The sequence below is a fragment of the Nocardioides zeae genome (genome assembly GCF_030818655.1).
In the GTDB taxonomy this organism is placed as follows: domain Bacteria; phylum Actinomycetota; class Actinomycetes; order Propionibacteriales; family Nocardioidaceae; genus Nocardioides; species Nocardioides zeae_A.
In genome coordinates this window covers 3,762,344-3,778,038 of the sequence record NZ_JAUTAN010000001.1, presented here as the reverse complement: position 1 = coordinate 3,778,038, position 15,695 = coordinate 3,762,344, and the positions used below count along the sequence as shown (strand labels likewise).

General features: G+C 73.7%; 15 protein-coding genes. 10 read left to right on the top strand and 5 right to left on the bottom strand.

Translation table 11 applies throughout. The annotated features are described in order from the left end of the window. The first annotated feature begins 28 nt into the window (after positions 1-28). Together QE405_RS17905 and QE405_RS17900 are read left to right on the top strand one after the other, a co-directional pair. Positions 29-2,011: a glycosyltransferase gene (locus QE405_RS17905; protein ID WP_307203234.1), complete on the top strand. Its 1,983-nt coding sequence runs from the start codon at positions 29-31 to the stop codon at positions 2,009-2,011. Then, on the top strand, positions 2,008-3,411 hold the full coding sequence (locus QE405_RS17900) for an acyltransferase family protein (RefSeq protein ID WP_307203232.1): 1,404 nt from the start codon (positions 2,008-2,010) through the stop codon (positions 3,409-3,411). The genes QE405_RS17905 and QE405_RS17900 overlap by 4 nt, the downstream gene beginning before the upstream one ends. Positions 3,412-3,444: 33 nt before the next feature. Here the strand turns inward: QE405_RS17900 and QE405_RS17895 are convergent, their stop codons facing one another. After that, entirely contained in the window at positions 3,445-4,656 is a 1,212-nt protein-coding gene (locus QE405_RS17895) for an MFS transporter (protein ID WP_307203230.1), read from the bottom strand. Positions 4,657-4,703: 47 nt separating this feature from the next. Between QE405_RS17895 and QE405_RS17890 the strand changes: the two genes are divergently transcribed. Further along, positions 4,704-4,961: a type II toxin-antitoxin system Phd/YefM family antitoxin gene (locus QE405_RS17890; RefSeq protein ID WP_307203228.1), complete on the top strand. Its 258-nt coding sequence runs from the start codon at positions 4,704-4,706 to the stop codon at positions 4,959-4,961. A 30-nt stretch (positions 4,962-4,991) separates the two neighbouring features. Here QE405_RS17890 and QE405_RS17885 read toward each other — a convergent pair whose 3' ends face one another. Then, a complete protein-coding gene (locus tag QE405_RS17885; RefSeq protein WP_307203226.1) occupies positions 4,992-7,124 on the bottom strand; it encodes a RecQ family ATP-dependent DNA helicase in 2,133 nt (710 codons plus the stop codon). A gap of 101 nt (positions 7,125-7,225) precedes the next feature. After that, a complete protein-coding gene (locus QE405_RS17880) occupies positions 7,226-7,390 on the bottom strand; it encodes a hypothetical protein (RefSeq protein ID WP_307203224.1) in 165 nt (54 codons plus the stop codon). A gap of 406 nt (positions 7,391-7,796) precedes the next feature. Here QE405_RS17880 and QE405_RS17875 point away from each other — a divergent pair, with 406 nt between their 5' ends. From QE405_RS17875 to QE405_RS17855, 5 genes are all read left to right on the top strand, one after another. Then, on the top strand, positions 7,797-8,321 hold the full coding sequence (locus QE405_RS17875; RefSeq protein ID WP_307203222.1) for a hypothetical protein: 525 nt from the start codon (positions 7,797-7,799) through the stop codon (positions 8,319-8,321). Positions 8,322-8,394: 73 nt separating this feature from the next. Continuing rightward, the gene (locus QE405_RS17870) at positions 8,395-9,042 is read left to right on the top strand and encodes a copper chaperone PCu(A)C (protein ID WP_307203220.1); all 648 of its coding nucleotides are present in this window, start codon (positions 8,395-8,397) and stop codon (positions 9,040-9,042) included. Continuing rightward, positions 9,039-10,286: a Dyp-type peroxidase gene (locus tag QE405_RS17865; RefSeq protein WP_307203218.1), complete on the top strand. Its 1,248-nt coding sequence runs from the start codon at positions 9,039-9,041 to the stop codon at positions 10,284-10,286. Before QE405_RS17870 ends, QE405_RS17865 begins: the two co-directional genes overlap by 4 nt. Further along, on the top strand, positions 10,283-10,876 hold the full coding sequence (locus QE405_RS17860) for a copper resistance CopC family protein (RefSeq protein ID WP_307203216.1): 594 nt from the start codon (positions 10,283-10,285) through the stop codon (positions 10,874-10,876). Before QE405_RS17865 ends, QE405_RS17860 begins: the two co-directional genes overlap by 4 nt. After that, on the top strand, positions 10,873-12,921 hold the full coding sequence (locus QE405_RS17855; RefSeq protein ID WP_307203214.1) for a cytochrome c oxidase assembly protein: 2,049 nt from the start codon (positions 10,873-10,875) through the stop codon (positions 12,919-12,921). The genes QE405_RS17860 and QE405_RS17855 overlap by 4 nt, the downstream gene beginning before the upstream one ends. A 126-nt stretch (positions 12,922-13,047) precedes the next feature. On the opposite strand, the gene QE405_RS17850 is transcribed toward QE405_RS17855, so the two are convergent. After that, entirely contained in the window at positions 13,048-13,479 is a 432-nt protein-coding gene (locus QE405_RS17850; RefSeq protein ID WP_307203212.1) for an SRPBCC family protein, read from the bottom strand. A gap of 6 nt (positions 13,480-13,485) precedes the next feature. Next, positions 13,486-14,037 carry a Dps family protein gene (locus QE405_RS17845; protein ID WP_307203210.1) on the bottom strand — a complete coding sequence of 184 codons (552 nt, stop codon included), beginning with the start codon at positions 14,035-14,037 and terminating at the stop codon, positions 13,486-13,488. Positions 14,038-14,196: 159 nt separating this feature from the next. On the opposite strand from QE405_RS17845, the gene QE405_RS17840 reads away from it, so the two are divergent. Then, positions 14,197-14,748 (top strand): hypothetical protein, encoded by a 552-nt coding sequence (locus QE405_RS17840; protein ID WP_307203208.1) that lies wholly within the window; start codon positions 14,197-14,199, stop codon positions 14,746-14,748. Positions 14,749-14,812: 64 nt separating this feature from the next. Continuing rightward, positions 14,813-15,694 carry an alpha/beta hydrolase fold domain-containing protein gene (locus tag QE405_RS17835; protein WP_307203206.1) on the top strand — a complete coding sequence of 294 codons (882 nt, stop codon included), beginning with the start codon at positions 14,813-14,815 and terminating at the stop codon, positions 15,692-15,694. Position 15,695: the final 1 nt, after the last annotated feature.

Genomic DNA, 15,695 nt, shown 5'->3' with positions numbered 1-15,695 from the left:
TCGTCGCGAGGGTCAAGGGGAGTCGCACGTGTCCACACCGTCGGAGGCACCGACACCGATCGAGCTGCACCAGCGCCAGGCCGAGGCCCGCTTGCGCGAGCACCTGCAGGTGCTGACCGGGCACGTCGATGTCGAGCCGCACGAGACGAGGCCCTCGGCCGCTCCCCTCTGGCTCGACCACGTGCCGGGCATCCCGTGGCGCCGTACGGGCCAGGACCTCGTCGCGGTGATCGACCCCGTCTGGATCGCTCCGGGCAGCGCGTCGGCGCGGATGCACGCGAGCCAGGAGGTGCTGCGGGAGGTCGCGCCCCACCTCGTGCCCCACCTCCAGCCCGGCGAGCGCGTGGAGGCGACCCACGACGGCCTCCTCGTCTTCCGGCTGCACCACACGGGCCACGGTGCGCGTCCGGTGCGGCTCCAGGAGATGGCCTACTTCACGCTCGAGGCGCTGGGGCGCCTCGGCGGGACGGTCCACAACGTCGAGCTCGGGGTCGGCTGGGCCCCGATCACGCACCGCACCGACGAGGCGCGCGCCATCCGGATGGCCACCGACGGCGCCCGGCACTCGGTGGCCCAGCGCGACTTCCAGCCCGTCGGACGCCACGCGGACGAGCGGGAGGCGGTGATCTCGCGCCGTACGTTCGCGGCGCAGATCCTCATCGCCACCGTCGGCGCCTTCGTGCTGCCGCTGGTGCTGCTGTTCGCGGCGTACGCGCTGGGGCTCGACATCTCCGGCGTCCTCTACTGGGCCGTGGTCGGCGCCCTGGCCATCACCGCGACGGCGATCTGGGCGGAGTGCTTCGCCTCGCTCGACCCGACGCCCCCGCCACCCCTGCCCGAGGGCGCGGACGGCGACGCCCCACCGGCGTCGGCGATCATCGCGGCCTACCTGCCCAACGAGGCCGACACCATCCTGGAGACGCTCGACGCGTTCCTCGCGCAGCAGTACTCGGGCGGCCTCCAGGTCGTGCTCGCCTACAACAGCCCCCAGGAGCTGCCCGTCGAGGCCGACCTCGCACGGCTCGCCGAGGAGCACCCCGGACTGGTCGTCCTCAAGGTGCCCGACAGCACCTCGAAGGCGCAGAACGTCAACGCCGCACTGCGCGTCACCACCGGCGAGTTCATCGGCATCTTCGACGCCGACCACCACCCCATGCCGGGCGCCTTCGAGCGGGCGTGGCACTGGATCGCCGACGGCGCCGACGTCGTGCAGGGCCACTGCGTCATCCGCGACGCCGACACCCCCCTCGCGCGGCTGGTGGCGGTGGAGTTCGAGCAGCTGTACGCCGTGGCGCACCCCGGCCGCACGCTGCTGCACGGGTTCGGCATCTTCGGCGGGTCCAACGGCTACTGGCGCCGCGACACCCTCCAGCAGCTGCGGCTGCGGGGCTCCTACCTGACGGAGGACATCGAGGCCTCGATGCGCCTGCTGCTCGCCGGCGGCCGCATCGTCAACGACCCCGGCCTCGTCAGCCGCGAGCTCGCCCCGCCGACGCCCACCGCCTGGTGGCGGCAGCGGCTGCGCTGGGCGCAGGGCTGGTTCCAGGTCTCGCTGCGGCACCTGTGGCCCCTGCTGCTCACCTCCGGGCTCGACGCGCGACGCAAGCTGGGCGTGCTGTTCCTCCTCGCGTGGCGCGAGCTCTACCCGTGGGTCGTGCAGCTGGTCTGGCCGCTCATGCTGTTCCTGGCCTGGCGCGACCAGGGCATCGACGTCAGCTCCCCGATCTTCTTCTTCCTCAGCCTCTACATCATCAGCTCGGGTGCCGTGCAGACCCTCGTGGCCTGGCGGGTCGCCGTGCCGGAGGTGCGGAAGCACACCCGCTGGTTCGCGGCGTTCGCGCTCGCGAACGTCGTGTTCTACACGGGCGCCAAGAACCTCGTGAACCGGGTGGCGCACCTCAAGCAGCTGCGCGGCGAGCGCGAGTGGGTCGTCACCGCACGCACCGCCGCCACCGACGGCACCGCCGCGGCGTCCCACCCGCGCGACACCTCGCGGAAGGCCGTGGCATGAGCGAGCAGCAGACGACCGCCGCCCCGTCGCGCGCCGCGCTGACCGGGGTCACCGGCACCTTCGACAAGGCCTCGGCGTCCGCCGGCATCGGCAAGACCCGCGGCACCAGCGGCGGCGGTCGCGCGATCTACCCCCTGGGCTGGCTCCGCGGCGTCGCGGCGCTGCTCGTCGTGGTCGTGCACGCCTACATGTGGAACCGCACCGGGCCGTTCGGCACGTGGCCCTACGACGGCGTCGGCCACCAGCTCATGTACGGCGTCGACCTGTTCGTCGACATGTTCTTCGTGCTCTCCGGGTTCGTCATGTGGCTCCCGCTGGCCGCCGCCGCGCTCACCGGGAAGCCTGGCCGTGGCGGCGCGCTCACCCTGGCGAAGCGCCTCGCGCGCGTGCTGCCGCTCTACTGGGTGCTGACGATCATCGTGTGGGCTTGGAGCAACCCCAACCTCCCCGGCCACTGGGAGGACCTGCTCCTGCACCTGACCTTCACGCACGTCTACTCCGACCAGTACATCTTCTGGACCAACGGCCCTGCCTGGACGCTCGCCGTCGAGTTCCACTTCTACGTGCTGATCGCCCTCGTGACGCCCCTGATGCACCGCGCGGTCGTCAAGGCCAAGTCCAAGGACGAGCGGATCGCGCTCGCCCTCGGCGTACCGCTCGTGCTCACCATCACCGGGCTCGTCTACATCGCGTGGGTCACCCAGATCGCGCGGCCCGCGACGACGGACTGGTCGATCATCTTCTCGCCCATCGGCAAGTCCACCGACTTCGGCATCGGCATGCTGCTCGCCGTCTTCACCGTCGCCGGCGTGAAGCTCAACCGGCCCACCCGCGCGGCCTGCGCGATCGTCGGCGCCGGGTCGGCGCTGGGCCTCGCGCTCGTGCGCCCCATCGACACCCTCCAGCAGGAGTGGTGGCACCCCGGCTACGCGATCGCGGTCGCCGTGTTCATGGCCTCGATCGTGCTCCACTCCGGCCCGTGGCCGCGGGTCCTGTCGTGGGGGCCGCTCGCCTGGCTCGGCGGCCTCGGCTACGGGATCTACCTCATCCACGAGCCCGTCATGCGGTGGGTCGGCAGCATGGGCCTGCTGCCGGAGAAGGCGCCCGGGCACATCTTCTGGATCACGTCGATCTGCGTCGCGATCCCGACGATCGCGCTGGCGTGGGTGAGCGCGAACACCGTCGAGCTCATCGGCGAGAAGCTGCTCGCGACGGTCGACCGCAACGGCCGGCCGCGCAACTACTACCCGCACCTGCCCGACGAGGCGCCGCGGCCCCCGCGGCGCGGAGCGGCCGGCGGGCCCGCCGAAGCGCCCGCCGCTCCGACCGGGCCCTGGCGACTGCCGGCGCTCGCGCGGTCGGTGCTGGGACGGTCGGCGCTGGCGCGGTCGGGCGGCTGAGGGGGGCCGGCTCTGGCAGCCCGCGGCGCTCGACTACTCCGGGCACTCCTGCGGAGGCGGTCCCGGCAGCCTCCTGAGACGGACGAACGCGACGACGCACAGGGCGGCGGCGACGCCGATGGCGACCGAGGTGCTCGACACCGCGGCGATCGCGCCGCCCACGAGTGCCGCCACGGGTGCCGCGCCGACGCCCATGATGTTGAACGCGCTGGTCACGCGGCCCAGGAGATGGCCGGGGGTCAGCTCCTGCCGCACGGTGACGGTGATCGTGTTCCACGCCATGGTCGCGACCCCCAGGAGCAGCAGGGCAACGGCCGCAGGCGCCGGGCCTGGAGCAACAGCCAGACCGGCGATCGCCCCGCCACCCACCAGCGCTGACGACCTGAGGCACCCGTTCACCCCGAGGCGGTTGCGGAGACGCTCGGTGCTCAAGGCTCCCGCGACGCTGCCGACGGCGTAGGAACTGATCAGGAGGCCGTAGCCGGCGGGCGGAAGGCCCAGGTGCTCGAGCGCGTGGATCACCAGCACCGCCAGCAGGATGCCCGTGGCGGCCGCGAGCAGGATCGTTCCCGAGGCCATCGCACGGAGGGAGGGGTGCGCCAGGATCCACCGCACCCCGTCGAGGGTCTCCTCCCCCAGGGTCCGACCTGACCGCGGCGCTGTGGGCGGACGCACGCGGGGCAGCCGTCGCACACACACGGCCGACACGAGTACCGACGCCGCCTGGGTGAGCAGGGGGATCACCGCCGCGAGAACGAAGAGGGCGCCGCCGACCGCCGGGCCGATGAAGCTCCCCGCGACGGTCGCCCCGGCCTGGAGCCGACCGTTCGCCGCCGCCAGCCGCTCTTTCGGCACGAGCGTGGGCAACATCGCCGGCGCCGCACTGCGGATCAGAGTGGATCCGGTGGCCAGGACGAAAGCAGCACCGAGGACCACCGGCACCGACGCCCGGTCGGTCGCGACCAGGGCGCACAGCAGGGCCACCACGACGACACGGGCGGCGTCCGTCCGCCACATCACGGTGCGCCGGTCCCATCGATCCACCACGGTGCCCGCCACCAGGCCGAAGAGGAGCCAGGGCAGGCCGGTCGCCACGTGGAGCAGGGACACGACCATCGGGTCGCGCGTCTGGTCGGCGACGAGCAGTGGGAGCACCGTCATCGACAGGCCGTCGCCCAGCGCTGCACCGACAGTGGCGCCCCAGAGCCACCCGAACCCCCCACGCTTCTCGCCGGCGTCCCCCATGACTACCCCCCAAACGTACGTTTTGTACATAACGTATCGTTACGACGGTGACGAAGGAAGTCCCCGTGTCGGAGGCGCGCAGTCAGCTCTCGGAGCTCGTCAATCGCGTCCGCTTCGGCGGCGAGCAGATCGTGCTGACCCGTCACGGCAAGGGTGTGGCCGCCCTCGTCCCCCTCGAGGTCGTCGAGGCGCAGCAGCCCCCGGACGTCTCGAGCGCTGGGGACGCGCCGAATCGCGTGCTCGACCTGGGCTCCCGCGCTGCGCCGCCCCCGGGGCAGATCGCAGCCCGCACCGACCCCTGGTGACGAGAACGGCCCGCGGGCCGGGCCGGGGGTTCAGCTGCCGGCGGCCAGCACCAGCGGGCGGACGGTCTCGACCCCGGCCTCGGCCAGGGCGTGCGCGGCGAGCGTGAGACACCAGCCGCTGCCGATCCGGTCGTCGACCAGCAGCACCTCCCGCGGCGGCGGCCCGTCGTGCTGGGAGAGGTCGAGGGCGAAGCGCCGCCCCACGGCCGCCACCCGCCGCGCCGAGTTGGCCGCGCCCGCGCCGGGCGGGACGGACGGGTCGACGACCGCCCAGGTGCCGACGATCGGCACCTGCAGGTAGCGCGACAGCCCGGAGGCCAGGTCGTGCCCGAGCGTCGGCCGGCTCGTGGAGTCGACGACGACGATCGCGTCGACCGAGGGACGCCACTCCTGCAGCACCTCGACGACCGCGCGCACCAGCGGCGTCGGCACGGGCCCGTCGACCGGACCTTCGGGGCCCTCGCGGAACAGGTCGCGCAAGGCCTGGCCGTGACCCAGGTCGGTGAGGCGCGCGACGGCGCGACCCTCCGCGGCCGGCCGCTTCAGCTTGCCCTTGAGCGCGATCCCGAGCCGGTCGAGGCCGGTCGGCCACATCTTGCGCGGCTCGATGACGACACCCGGCCGGTCGAGGCGGGCGCGGGCCTCGGCAACGGCGCTCTCGTCGACGTCGGCCGAGACGCGCAGGCCGCCGCAGTTGTCGCAACGGCCGCAGTCGCCCTCGGGCCCGTCGGCGACCGGGTCGTCGAGCTGCTCGCGGAGGAAGCGCATGCGGCACACGTCGGTCTCCAGGTAGGCCAGCATCGCCTCCTGCTCCCGCTGCCGGGCCTCCGCGACGCGGGCGTAGCGCTCCGCGTCGTACTCCCACGGCTGGCCCGTGGACTCCCACCCACCCTTGACGCGGCGCACCGCGCCGTCGACGTCGAGCACCTTCAGCATCGTCTCGAGGCGGTTGCGGCCGAGCTCGACCTCCGTCTCGAGGGTGGCGGTCGAGAGGGGCCGGCCGGCAACGTCGAGCACCTCGAGCGTCTGGCGCACCAGCCGCTCGGGCGGGAAGGCGAGCGAGCCGAAGTAGGCCCAGATGTCCCGGTCCTCGCGACCGGGCAGCAGCACGACGTCGGCGCGGTCGGCACCGCGGCCGGCGCGGCCGACCTGCTGGTAGTAGCTGACCGGGGAGGACGGCGCACCGAGGTTCACGACGAAACCCAGCGTGGCGTCGAAGCCCATGCCGAGCGCGCTCGTGGCGACGAGCGCCTTGATCTCGCCGGCGACCAGCGCCGCCTCGAGGGACGCGCGCTCGGTGGGCTCGGTCTGTCCCGAGTAGGCCGCCACGGCGTACCCGTGGTCGCGCAGGTGCTGCGCCACCTCCTGGGTCTGGGCCACGGTCAGGCAGTAGACGATCCCCGACCCGTCGAGCTCCCGCAGGTGCTCGGCCAGCCACGCGAGCCGCTGCTCGCTCGTGCGCAGCCGCACGACACCGAGGTGGAGGGACTCGCGGTCGAGCGACCCGCGCCGCACGAGCACCTCCTCGCCCGCCACCTCCAGCTGCTCGGCGACGTCGGTCGTCACGCGCTGGTTGGCGGTCGCCGTGGTGGCCAGCACCGGTACGCCGCGCGGCAGCTCCGCGAGCAGCGTGCGGATCCGCCGGTAGTCGGGCCGGAAGTCGTGGCCCCAGTCGGAGATGCAGTGCGCCTCGTCCACCACCAGCAGGCCGGTGGTCGCCGACAGCCGCGGCAGCACCTCGTCGCGGAACGACGGGTTGTTGAGGCGCTCCGGCGACACCAGGAGCACGTCGACCTCGCCCGCGGCGACGGCGGCGTGCGCCTCGTCCCACTGCTCGAGGTTGGTCGAGTTGATGGTGACCGCGCGGATGCCGGCGCGCGACGCCGCCTCGATCTGGTTGCGCATGAGGGCGAGCAGCGGCGAGACGATCACCGTCGGGCCCGCCCCGCGGGCGCGCAGCAGCGCGGTGGCCACGAAGTAGACCGCCGACTTGCCCCAGCCCGTGCGCTGCACGACGAGGGCGCGCCGCTTGTCGAGCGCCAGCGCCTCGATCGCGGCCCACTGGTCGTCGTGGAGCCGCGCGTCGTCGCGGCCCACGATCGCCTGCAGGTGCTGCTCGGCCTCGGCGCGCACGGCGGCGCGGTCGGTGCGGTCGTCTCCCATGCGTCCTTCCTAGCAGCGGGGGGCGACAAGTCGCGACGCGCGGGCGGCAGGGCTGTGGAGGCCGCCCGGTGCGCTGTGGGCGACCGACCCGGGTGGCGGCCTCAGACCAGGGCCACCGCCAGGACCAGGACGACGACGGTCAAGGACACGATGCCTGCGAGGGCGAGCCACGTCCCCCGCTTCCCCCGCCCGAGCCGCGGTGACGGCTGGTCGGGACCGAGCGGCTCGTCCTCCGGCTCGCGCGGCACCCCGTAGTGCGGACCCATCGCTGGATGCATCGCAGATCACTCCCCCAGGTCGGGCGACCGACGCCAGCGCCTCGTCGACGACGTCCTCCGACGCCGGCTCGCGGGTTCCCTTTCAGACGTTAGCACCGCGACGACGACGTCCAGTGGGGACGACGTCCAGCGGGGGCGAGGGCAAGGTGCGGGCGGGGCTCAGAACTGTGCGGCTGGGACACGCCGGACCGGAGCTGGGCTACGCCAACCGCACATTTGCGCACCCCGGGGTGAGCCCCCGCCGCGGTCGTGGTGCCAGGCCTCCACTTTCCGCAGGGCTCGCACCACGACCCGGGAAGGACGGAAGGGAGGACCCCTGGCGAATCCGCACTCGGGACGGGTCGGAGGCATACTGCTGGCAGACGCCCGACCGCCTGCCCGTCCGGAGGCCCCGATGCCCGCCGCACCGCTGCGCGCCCCCCGCGCGCTCTGCGCGGGTGCCGTTGCGGGTGCAGGCGCCGCGATCGCCCACGTGGGCGCCGGTGCGTCGCTGCCCCCGGTCTGGCTCCTCGCCACCGTTGTCGCCCTCGGCACGCTCGTCAGCGCCCCGCTCACCCGCCGCCGCATGGACCTCGCCGGCCTCGCCGGGGTCGCGCTCGTCGCGCAGGCCGTGTTCCACGGCGGCTTCATGCTCCACGCGCCCGGCGAGAGCCACGCCCTCGGCGCCATGGCCCTCAGCCACACCCTCGCCGCCGCGGCCACCGTCACGGTCGCCCTCGGCGCCGAGCGTGCGTGGTGGCGGGTCGTCGACGCGGCGCTCACCCACCTCCTCCCCCGTACGTCGCACCCCACGGCCCCGCCGTCCCTCGGTCGCCTGCCCTCCCCGGCCGCGCCCGACGGGCCGGTGGTGCGCCTGGTGGCCGCGCCGCGGCGTACCCGGGGTCCTCCGGCGCTCCGCGCCCTCGCCCTCCCGGCCTGAGCGTCCCTGCCCGCAGGTGACGCCTCGGCCGTCACCTGCGCGCGCCGCGCGCCCACCACCAGGAGAACCCTCCGTGAAGCTGAACCAGACCCCCACCCTGCGTGCCCGCACCGCCCTCGTCGGCGGGGCCGCCGCCCTCGCGCTGGTGCTGTCCGCCTGCGGGTCGGACTCCTCCGGCGACGCCACGGGCTCGTCGTCCGCCGACGCGTCCGCCGGCGCCCCCGACGCGGCCGACGCGGCCGACACCGCCGCCCTGAGCGTCACCGACCCCTGGGTCAAGGCGACCGACGACGACATGACCGCGATGTTCGGCACGATCGTCAACGACACCGACGCCGACATCACCGTCGTCGGCGCCACCTCCGACGTGGCCGGCACCGTCGAGCTCCACGAGGTCGTCGCCGGCGACGGCGGCGCCATGCTCATGCAGCCCAAGGAGGGCGGCTTCACCGTGCCCGCCGGGGGCACGCACGCGCTGGAGGCCGGGGGCGACCACGTCATGCTGATGGACCTCACCGGCCCGCTCGAGGCCGGCCAGGACGTCACGGTCACCCTCGAGCTCGCCGACGGCTCCACCCAGGACGTCACCGCCGTCGTGAAGCCGTTCACGGGCGCGGACGAGGAGTACGCGGGCGGCATGGACATGGGCGACGAGGACATGGACCACGGCGACCACGAGGACATGGACCACGGCGACCACGACCACTCCGAGGACCAGTGACCGGACTCAACCGGCGCAACCTGCTCGCCTCCGGCGCCGCCGCCCTCGGCGGCGCCGGGGTCGGGTGGGGCACGCGCGGGCTGCGCGAGCCCGACGGGAGCGGCACGAGCGGGACGAACGGCACCGCGCCCACGTCGACCGAGCCGGCCGCGGACCACGTCACCGGCGGCGACACCATCGACTTCCACGGCGTGCACCAGGCCGGGATCGACACCGCCGCGCAGGCGCACCTCAGCCTCGTCGGTCTCGACCTGCTCGAGGGCGGGGGCGTCGAGGAGCTCGGTCGCATGATGCGGCTGCTCAGCGACGACGCGTCGCGCTTCACGTCGGGGCGCGGCGCCCTCGCCGACACCGAGCCGGAGCTCGCGGCGAGCCCCGCCCGGCTGACGGTGACCTTCGGCTTCGGGCCGCGGGTGCTGCGGATGCTGCGTCCGGCCTACGACCCGGGGCTGCAGGAGCTGCCGGAGTTCCCCCTCGACCGGCTCGACCCGGCGTGGGGGCAGACGGACGTGGTGCTGCAGATCTGTACCGACGACCCGGTGACGTTGAGCCACGTGCGGCGCATGCTGCTCAAGGACGCCGCGCCGTTCGCCACCACCCGGTGGGTGCAGGACGGCTTCCGGCGCGCCCGCGGCACCGAGGCGGCCGGCACCACGATGCGCAACCTCATGGGCCAGGTCGACGGCACGGTGAACCTGCCGGCCTCCGACCACGCGGACCTGCTGTGGAGCACCGGACGGGCGTCGGGGTTCGACGGGGGCACGTTCCTCGTCGTACGCCGGATCGAGATGGACCTCGTCGACTGGGACCGCACCGACCGCGTCGCGCGGGAGTTCTCGGTCGGCCGGAAGCTGGCGGACGGGGCCCCGCTGACGGGCTCCGCGGAGCACGACGAGCCCGACTTCGAGGCCGTCGACGCCGTCGGGTTCCCCGTCATCGACCCGGCCAGCCACGTCGCCCGGATGCGCAGCGCGAACACGGAAGAGCGGTTCCTGCGCCGCGGTTACAACTACACGACGCCGGACGGCGGTGCGGGGCTCCTGTTCCTCGCCTTCGCCGCCGACGTGGAACGGCAGTTCGTGCCCGTCCAGCAGCGCATGGACGAGCTCGACCTGCTCAACGAGTGGGTGACGACGATCGGCTCGGCGGTCTACGCCGTGCCCCCGGCGTGCGTGGACGGCGATTTCGTCGGTCGCGAGATGCTGGGACTGCCGTCGCCGACGACCTCTGGAGGAGACGCATGACCCGCCGTACCCCCGCCCTGCTCGGCGCCCTCGCCGCCGCCGTGCTGGGCCCCCTCGTGCTGGCGCTCGCCCTCGCGGCGCCCGCACAGGCGCACGCGTCGCTCGTGTCGTCCTCCCCGGAGGACGGCGCGAGCGTCGCGACGCTGCCCGACGAGGTGACGCTGACGTTCAGCCAGGAGGTGCGCGCCCCGGCGTACGTCGTGGTGACCGGTCCCGGGGGCGACCTCGCCTCGGGCGACCCCGCGATCGACGGCGACACCGTCACGCAGGCGGTGACCGCGGGACCGGCGGGCGACTACAGCCTCACCTTCCGGGTGGTGTCCTCCGACGGGCACCCCATCACCGGCGAGGTGACCTTCACGGTGACCGAGGGCGACGGGTCGACCCCCGACAGCTCGGCCGTGGCCGACGACCCGGAGGTCGCGGGGGCCGGCACCACCGACCCCGCGGAGAGTGACACCGACCAGGCCGCGGCGACGCCGACGGAGGGCTGGTGGTCCCGTCACGCCGACCACGTGCTGATCTTCGGCGGTCTCGTGGTGGTGGCGGGCGGCCTGCTCGTCGTCGCGATGCGGAGGCCGGCGGAATGACCACGACGAGCACGGACGAGCGCCCCGCCCCCCTCACCGACGCGGAGCGGCGTGAGCTCGGGGAGCAGCGGCGGCGCCTCGGCGTGGGTCTCCTCGGCCTGGCGGTCGCGGGCCTGGCCGCCATGTGGCTGCTGCTCGAGCTCGCCGGCGGCGCCCCCCAGGCACCGCCCGCGGGCATCCCCGACCCGGGTGCGCTCACGGGCTGGGCCATCCCCGTCCTCGAGCTCGTCACCCACGCGGCCGCGATCCTCGCGGTGGCCTGCCTCGTGGTGCCCCTGCTCGTCGTCCGTCGTCTCGCCGACGAGCTCGGCCGTGCCAGCCACCGCGCGGTGCGCACCGCCACCTGGGCCGCCGTCGTCTGGTTCGTCGCCGCGCTCGCCCAGGGCGTCTTCACCGTCTCCGACCTGTTCGCGCAGCCCGTGGGCGAGCTGGAGTGGCGCGCCGTGCAGACCTACTTCACCGACGTCAGTCAGGGCCAGGCGGCGACGACGCAGCTCGTGCTGGTCGCCGTGCTCGCCGTCATGACGCGGTGGGTGGCCACCGCGCGGGAGAGCACGGGCCTGCTCCTCGTCGCGCTCGTCGCGCTGGTGCCGCCGCTGCTCACCGGCCACTCCGCGAGCTCCGGCTCCCACGACCTCGCCATCGTCAGCATGGTCGTGCACGTGCTCGCCGCCGTCGTGTGGATCGGCGGCGTCGTCGCCCTGTGGTGGCACCTCGCCGACGCGCCCGTCGCGCGGGCCCGGGCCGCCCGCCGGTTCACGGGCGTGGCCGCCTGGGCCTTCGCCGCGACCGGGGTCTCCGGCATCGTCAACGCCGCCGTCCGGGTCGGCGGCCCGAGCGGCTTCCTCGACAGCGCCTACGGTCGGGGCGCGCTCGCCAAGATCGGCGTGCTCGTCGTCATCGGCGTCATCGCCTGGCTGGTCCGTCGCCGCGCGGTGGCCGGGCTGGCGGACGGGGCCGCCGCGCGCCGTACCTTCCTCCTCCTCACCGCCACCGAGATCGGCTGGATGGCCGTCGCGGTCGGGCTCGGGGTCGCGCTCTCCCGCACGCCCCCACCGGTCGAGGAGACCTACACCTCCGGCGCCGAGGCCCTCCTCGGGGCCCCGATGCCGCCGGCACCGACCCTCGAGCGCCTGCTCGTCGGGCTCAACCCGTCGGGCGTGGGGCTGCTGGTCGTGGTGGGCGGGCTCGCGGCGTACGTCGCCGGGATCGTCGCCCTCCGCCGCCGCGGGGACCGGTGGCCGGTGCTCCGCACGATCTCGTACGTCGCGGGCCTCGCCGTCGTCGGCTACGCGACGCTCGGCGGGCTGGGCGTCTACAGCCACGTCATGTTCAGCGCCCACATGGTCAGCCACATGCTGATCTCGATGGTCGCGCCGATCCTGCTCGTCGCCGGTGCGCCCGTCACGCTCGCGCTCAACGCCCTGCCGGGCAGCGACGTGCGCGGGGGGCAGGGGCCGCGGCAGATCCTCGCGGCGGCGCTGCAGTCGAGGCCGGCCGCGATCCTGTCGCACCCCGTGGTGGCGGCGGTGCTGTTCGTGGGGAGCCTCTACGCGGTCTACTTCACGGGCGCCTTCGAGTGGCTCATGCAGAACCACCTCGGGCACGCCTGGATGGAGGTGCACTTCCTCGTCACGGGCTACCTGTTCTACGAGTCGCTCATCGGGATCGCGCCGGTGCCGCACCGGCTGCCCTACCTCGCGCGCCTCGGCATGCTCGTCGTGGTCGCCCCGTTCCACGCGTTCTTCTCGATCGCGCTCATGTCGAGCGAGACGCCGGTGGGCGAGGGGTTCTACCGCGCGCTGGACCGGCCGTTCGCGCGCGACCTGCTCGCCGACCAGGAGCTCGGCGGGTCGTTGTCGTGGGCGATCGGCGAGATCCCGATCCTCATGGTCGTGCTCATCCTGCTGGCGCAGTGGTTCCGGCACGACCGCGCCGAGTCGAAGCGGCACGACCGGCGTGAGGAGGCCAGCGACGACGCCGCGCTGAAGGCCTACAACGAGCGCCTCGCGGCCATCGGGCGCGAAGACGTCGAACGCCGCTGAGGGAGGTCGGCCCGGACGCAACTTTCCCCGGTCGACCGGGGAACGTGTCACTTTGACCATCAATATTGATGGTCAAAGCGGCGTGTTCCCCGGTCGACCGGGGAAAGTGCCAATCCTGCCCGCCCCTCAGAGGGTGCGGGCCACGTTGGTGATGTTCTCGACGACCTCGCCGGCGACCTTGGTGAACAGCAGCTTCGCGGCCGGGTCGGCCAGCTTCGCGATGCCGTTGAACGTGATCGTCGCCTGGTAGGTCACCTGCGTCCGACCGGGACCGGCCTCCGCGAAGGTGAGGTGGTCCTCCGCCGTGGCGGTGTCGTTCTCACCGCGGAGCACCACCGTCGTCGGTGTGAGCTCCACCAGCTCGTACACGAGCTCGGTCGAGATCCCCGCCAGCTTCGACGTGTTGTCCCAGGTCGAGCCCACCCGCACCTCGCCCGCGTCGCGTCGCTCGCAGCGCTCCGTGCCGGGGTCCCACTCGGTGGCGTGGGTGAAGTCGGCGAGGTAGTCCCGGATGGCCGGGAGCTCCGCCTCGACGACGAACGTGCGGGTGATCTGCATCCGGGATCAGCCCTCGACGCGCGCCGCGTCGGTCGCCGCGGTCTCGGAGTCAGCACCGGACGTGGCCAGACGGCCACCGATGTCCTCGAGGTGGGCGCGCACGAACCACTGGAACTTCTCGAGCTCCGCGGTCTCGCCGATGAGCATGTCCTCGGTGATCGGGTCGAGGTCGCCGCTGAGCTCGATGGCCTTGCGGTTGTCCTCGATGACGCCGTTGTAGACGAGGTCGAGGGCACCGAGGTGCGCGATCGCCGTGTCGCGGCCGACCGAGTAGTCGTCCCACGTGCGGTCGTTGATGACGGCGCCGGGCGTGCCCTGGGGCGAGCCACCGAGGGTGGCGATGCGCTCGGCGACCTCGTCGGCGTAGCCACGGACGAGCTCGACCTGCGGGTCGATCATCTCGTGGACGGCGATGAAGTGCGGGCCGACGACGTTCCAGTGCACGTGCTTGAGCGTCAGGTGCAGGTCGTTGTAGGCCGACAGGCGCTGCTGCAGCGCCGTGATGATCTCGGTGACCTGGTCGGTCGTCAGGCCGGGCACGGTGTACTTCACGGACATGGGGTTCCTCCTGCGTCGGTCGGGATGTCGCGTTGCCCCCACCGTGCCACGCACCGCCAAAATCTCAACAAACCTGAGATGACCACTGTTCAGGTCTGCGGTCTGGACCGCATTCGCGATGCCTGTGCCCCACCGGTCGCGCGGCGTACCTTCCGCGGCATGACCGCCCAGCCTCGTACGCCGCGTCTCGGACGCCTCACCCGCCTCGTGCCCAGCCGGGCCAGCCTCCCCGGCCTCGCCGTCGGCGCCGCCGCCCTCGTCGTCGCCGCGTCCAGCGGTGCCGTCGCCGCCACCATGATCACCGGCGCGCAGATCGCCGACGAGACCGTGACGACGAAGGACGTCAAGAACGGCAGCCTCACCGGTGCCGACGTCGCCGACGCGACGCTCTCCGGCGTCGACGTGAAGAACGGCAGCATCTACGTCTCCGACCTCAGCGCCAGCGCGCTCAAGCCGCTGCTGCGGATCAACGGGTACGAGGTGCTCTCGGCGAGCTCCAGCCTCGAGACCGGCGAGGACGACGTGCTGTCGCTCGACTGCCCCGACGGCAAGCTGGTGCTCAACGCGTCGGCGTACTGGAACGTCAGCAACGAGGCCATCCAGATCCTCATCGGCTCGGACGGGACCTTCGCCTCGGCGTACCCCGAGAACAGCAGCGGCGCCGCCGACGAGGCCGTGCTGCAGCTGACCTGCGCCACGGCGTCGTACTGACCGACTCCGCTCCCCCGGCGCGGGTCGGGCCATCCGTGGCCCGGTCCGCGCCGAACCCCCGGACGTGCGCCCCTCCGACCACCTCCGCCTCCGCGCCGGGCAGCTGCTCGCGCCGCTGACGGTGCGCTACGGCACCCGCCTCCGCTTCGCCGGCTCCGACCTGCCGCGACCCCGGCGGCTGCGGGTCCCGACACGGCACGGCCGCGTCCCGGTGCTCGTCCACACCCCGCCCGACGCCACCGGCGGGGCCGTCGTGCACCTCCACGGCGGCGCGTTCCTCATGCGTCACGTGCGCATGGACGACTGGTGGTGCCGGTACGTCGCGGCCACGACCGGCGCCGTCGTGGTGGCCGTCGACTTCGACGTGGCGCCGCGCGCGACGTACCCGGTCGCCCAGGAGCAGTGCCACGACGTGGCCGCCTGGGTGGCGGGCGCGGGCGCCGCGCGGCTCGGCGTGGACCCGGCCCGCGTGGCGGTCGGCGGGTTCAGCTCCGGCGGCGGGCTGGCCGCCTCCGTCTGCCTCCAGGCGCGCGACACCGGCTCGTTCTCGCCCGTGCTGCAGGTGCTCGGCGTGCCGGCCCTCGACATCGCGGCCGACCCGCCCCGCGGCGGCATGATCTCGCCGGAGCTGCGGGCGTTCGTGCGCCGCGCCTACTTCCCCGACGCCGAGCGCCGGACCGAGCCGTACGCCTCGCCGCTGCGCGCCGTCGACCTCACCGGTGTGCCGCCCGCCGTCGTGCTCACCGCCGAGCGGGACACGCTGCGCGCCGAGGGCGACCGGTACGCCGCGCGCCTGGCCGACCTCGGGCTCCTGGCGTGGCACGACGTCACGCCCGGCGTCGACCACTACTTCCTGACGGAGGACCCGGTGCGGGCCGAGGCGACGATGGCGCGCACCGCGGAGATCATCCGCGAGGCGACGAGCGTGCGGCCCGACGCGGCCTGAG

What these genes read in the sequence shown, in the direction of transcription:
- QE405_RS17840 (WP_307203208.1), top strand. Translation starts at nt 14,197, where the DNA reads ATGACCGCCCAGCCTCGTACGCCGCGTCTCGGACGCCTCACCCGCCTC.
- QE405_RS17845 (WP_307203210.1), bottom strand. Translation starts at nt 14,037, where the DNA reads ATGTCCGTGAAGTACACCGTGCCCGGCCTGACGACCGACCAGGTCACC.
- QE405_RS17885 (WP_307203226.1), bottom strand. Translation starts at nt 7,124, where the DNA reads ATGGGAGACGACCGCACCGACCGCGCCGCCGTGCGCGCCGAGGCCGAG.
- QE405_RS17875 (WP_307203222.1), top strand. Translation starts at nt 7,797, where the DNA reads ATGCCCGCCGCACCGCTGCGCGCCCCCCGCGCGCTCTGCGCGGGTGCC.
- QE405_RS17860 (WP_307203216.1), top strand. Translation starts at nt 10,283, where the DNA reads ATGACCCGCCGTACCCCCGCCCTGCTCGGCGCCCTCGCCGCCGCCGTG.
- QE405_RS17880 (WP_307203224.1), bottom strand. Translation starts at nt 7,390, where the DNA reads ATGGGTCCGCACTACGGGGTGCCGCGCGAGCCGGAGGACGAGCCGCTC.
- QE405_RS17855 (WP_307203214.1), top strand. Translation starts at nt 10,873, where the DNA reads ATGACCACGACGAGCACGGACGAGCGCCCCGCCCCCCTCACCGACGCG.
- QE405_RS17895 (WP_307203230.1), bottom strand. Translation starts at nt 4,656, where the DNA reads ATGGGGGACGCCGGCGAGAAGCGTGGGGGGTTCGGGTGGCTCTGGGGC.
- QE405_RS17900 (WP_307203232.1), top strand. Translation starts at nt 2,008, where the DNA reads ATGAGCGAGCAGCAGACGACCGCCGCCCCGTCGCGCGCCGCGCTGACC.
- QE405_RS17850 (WP_307203212.1), bottom strand. Translation starts at nt 13,479, where the DNA reads ATGCAGATCACCCGCACGTTCGTCGTCGAGGCGGAGCTCCCGGCCATC.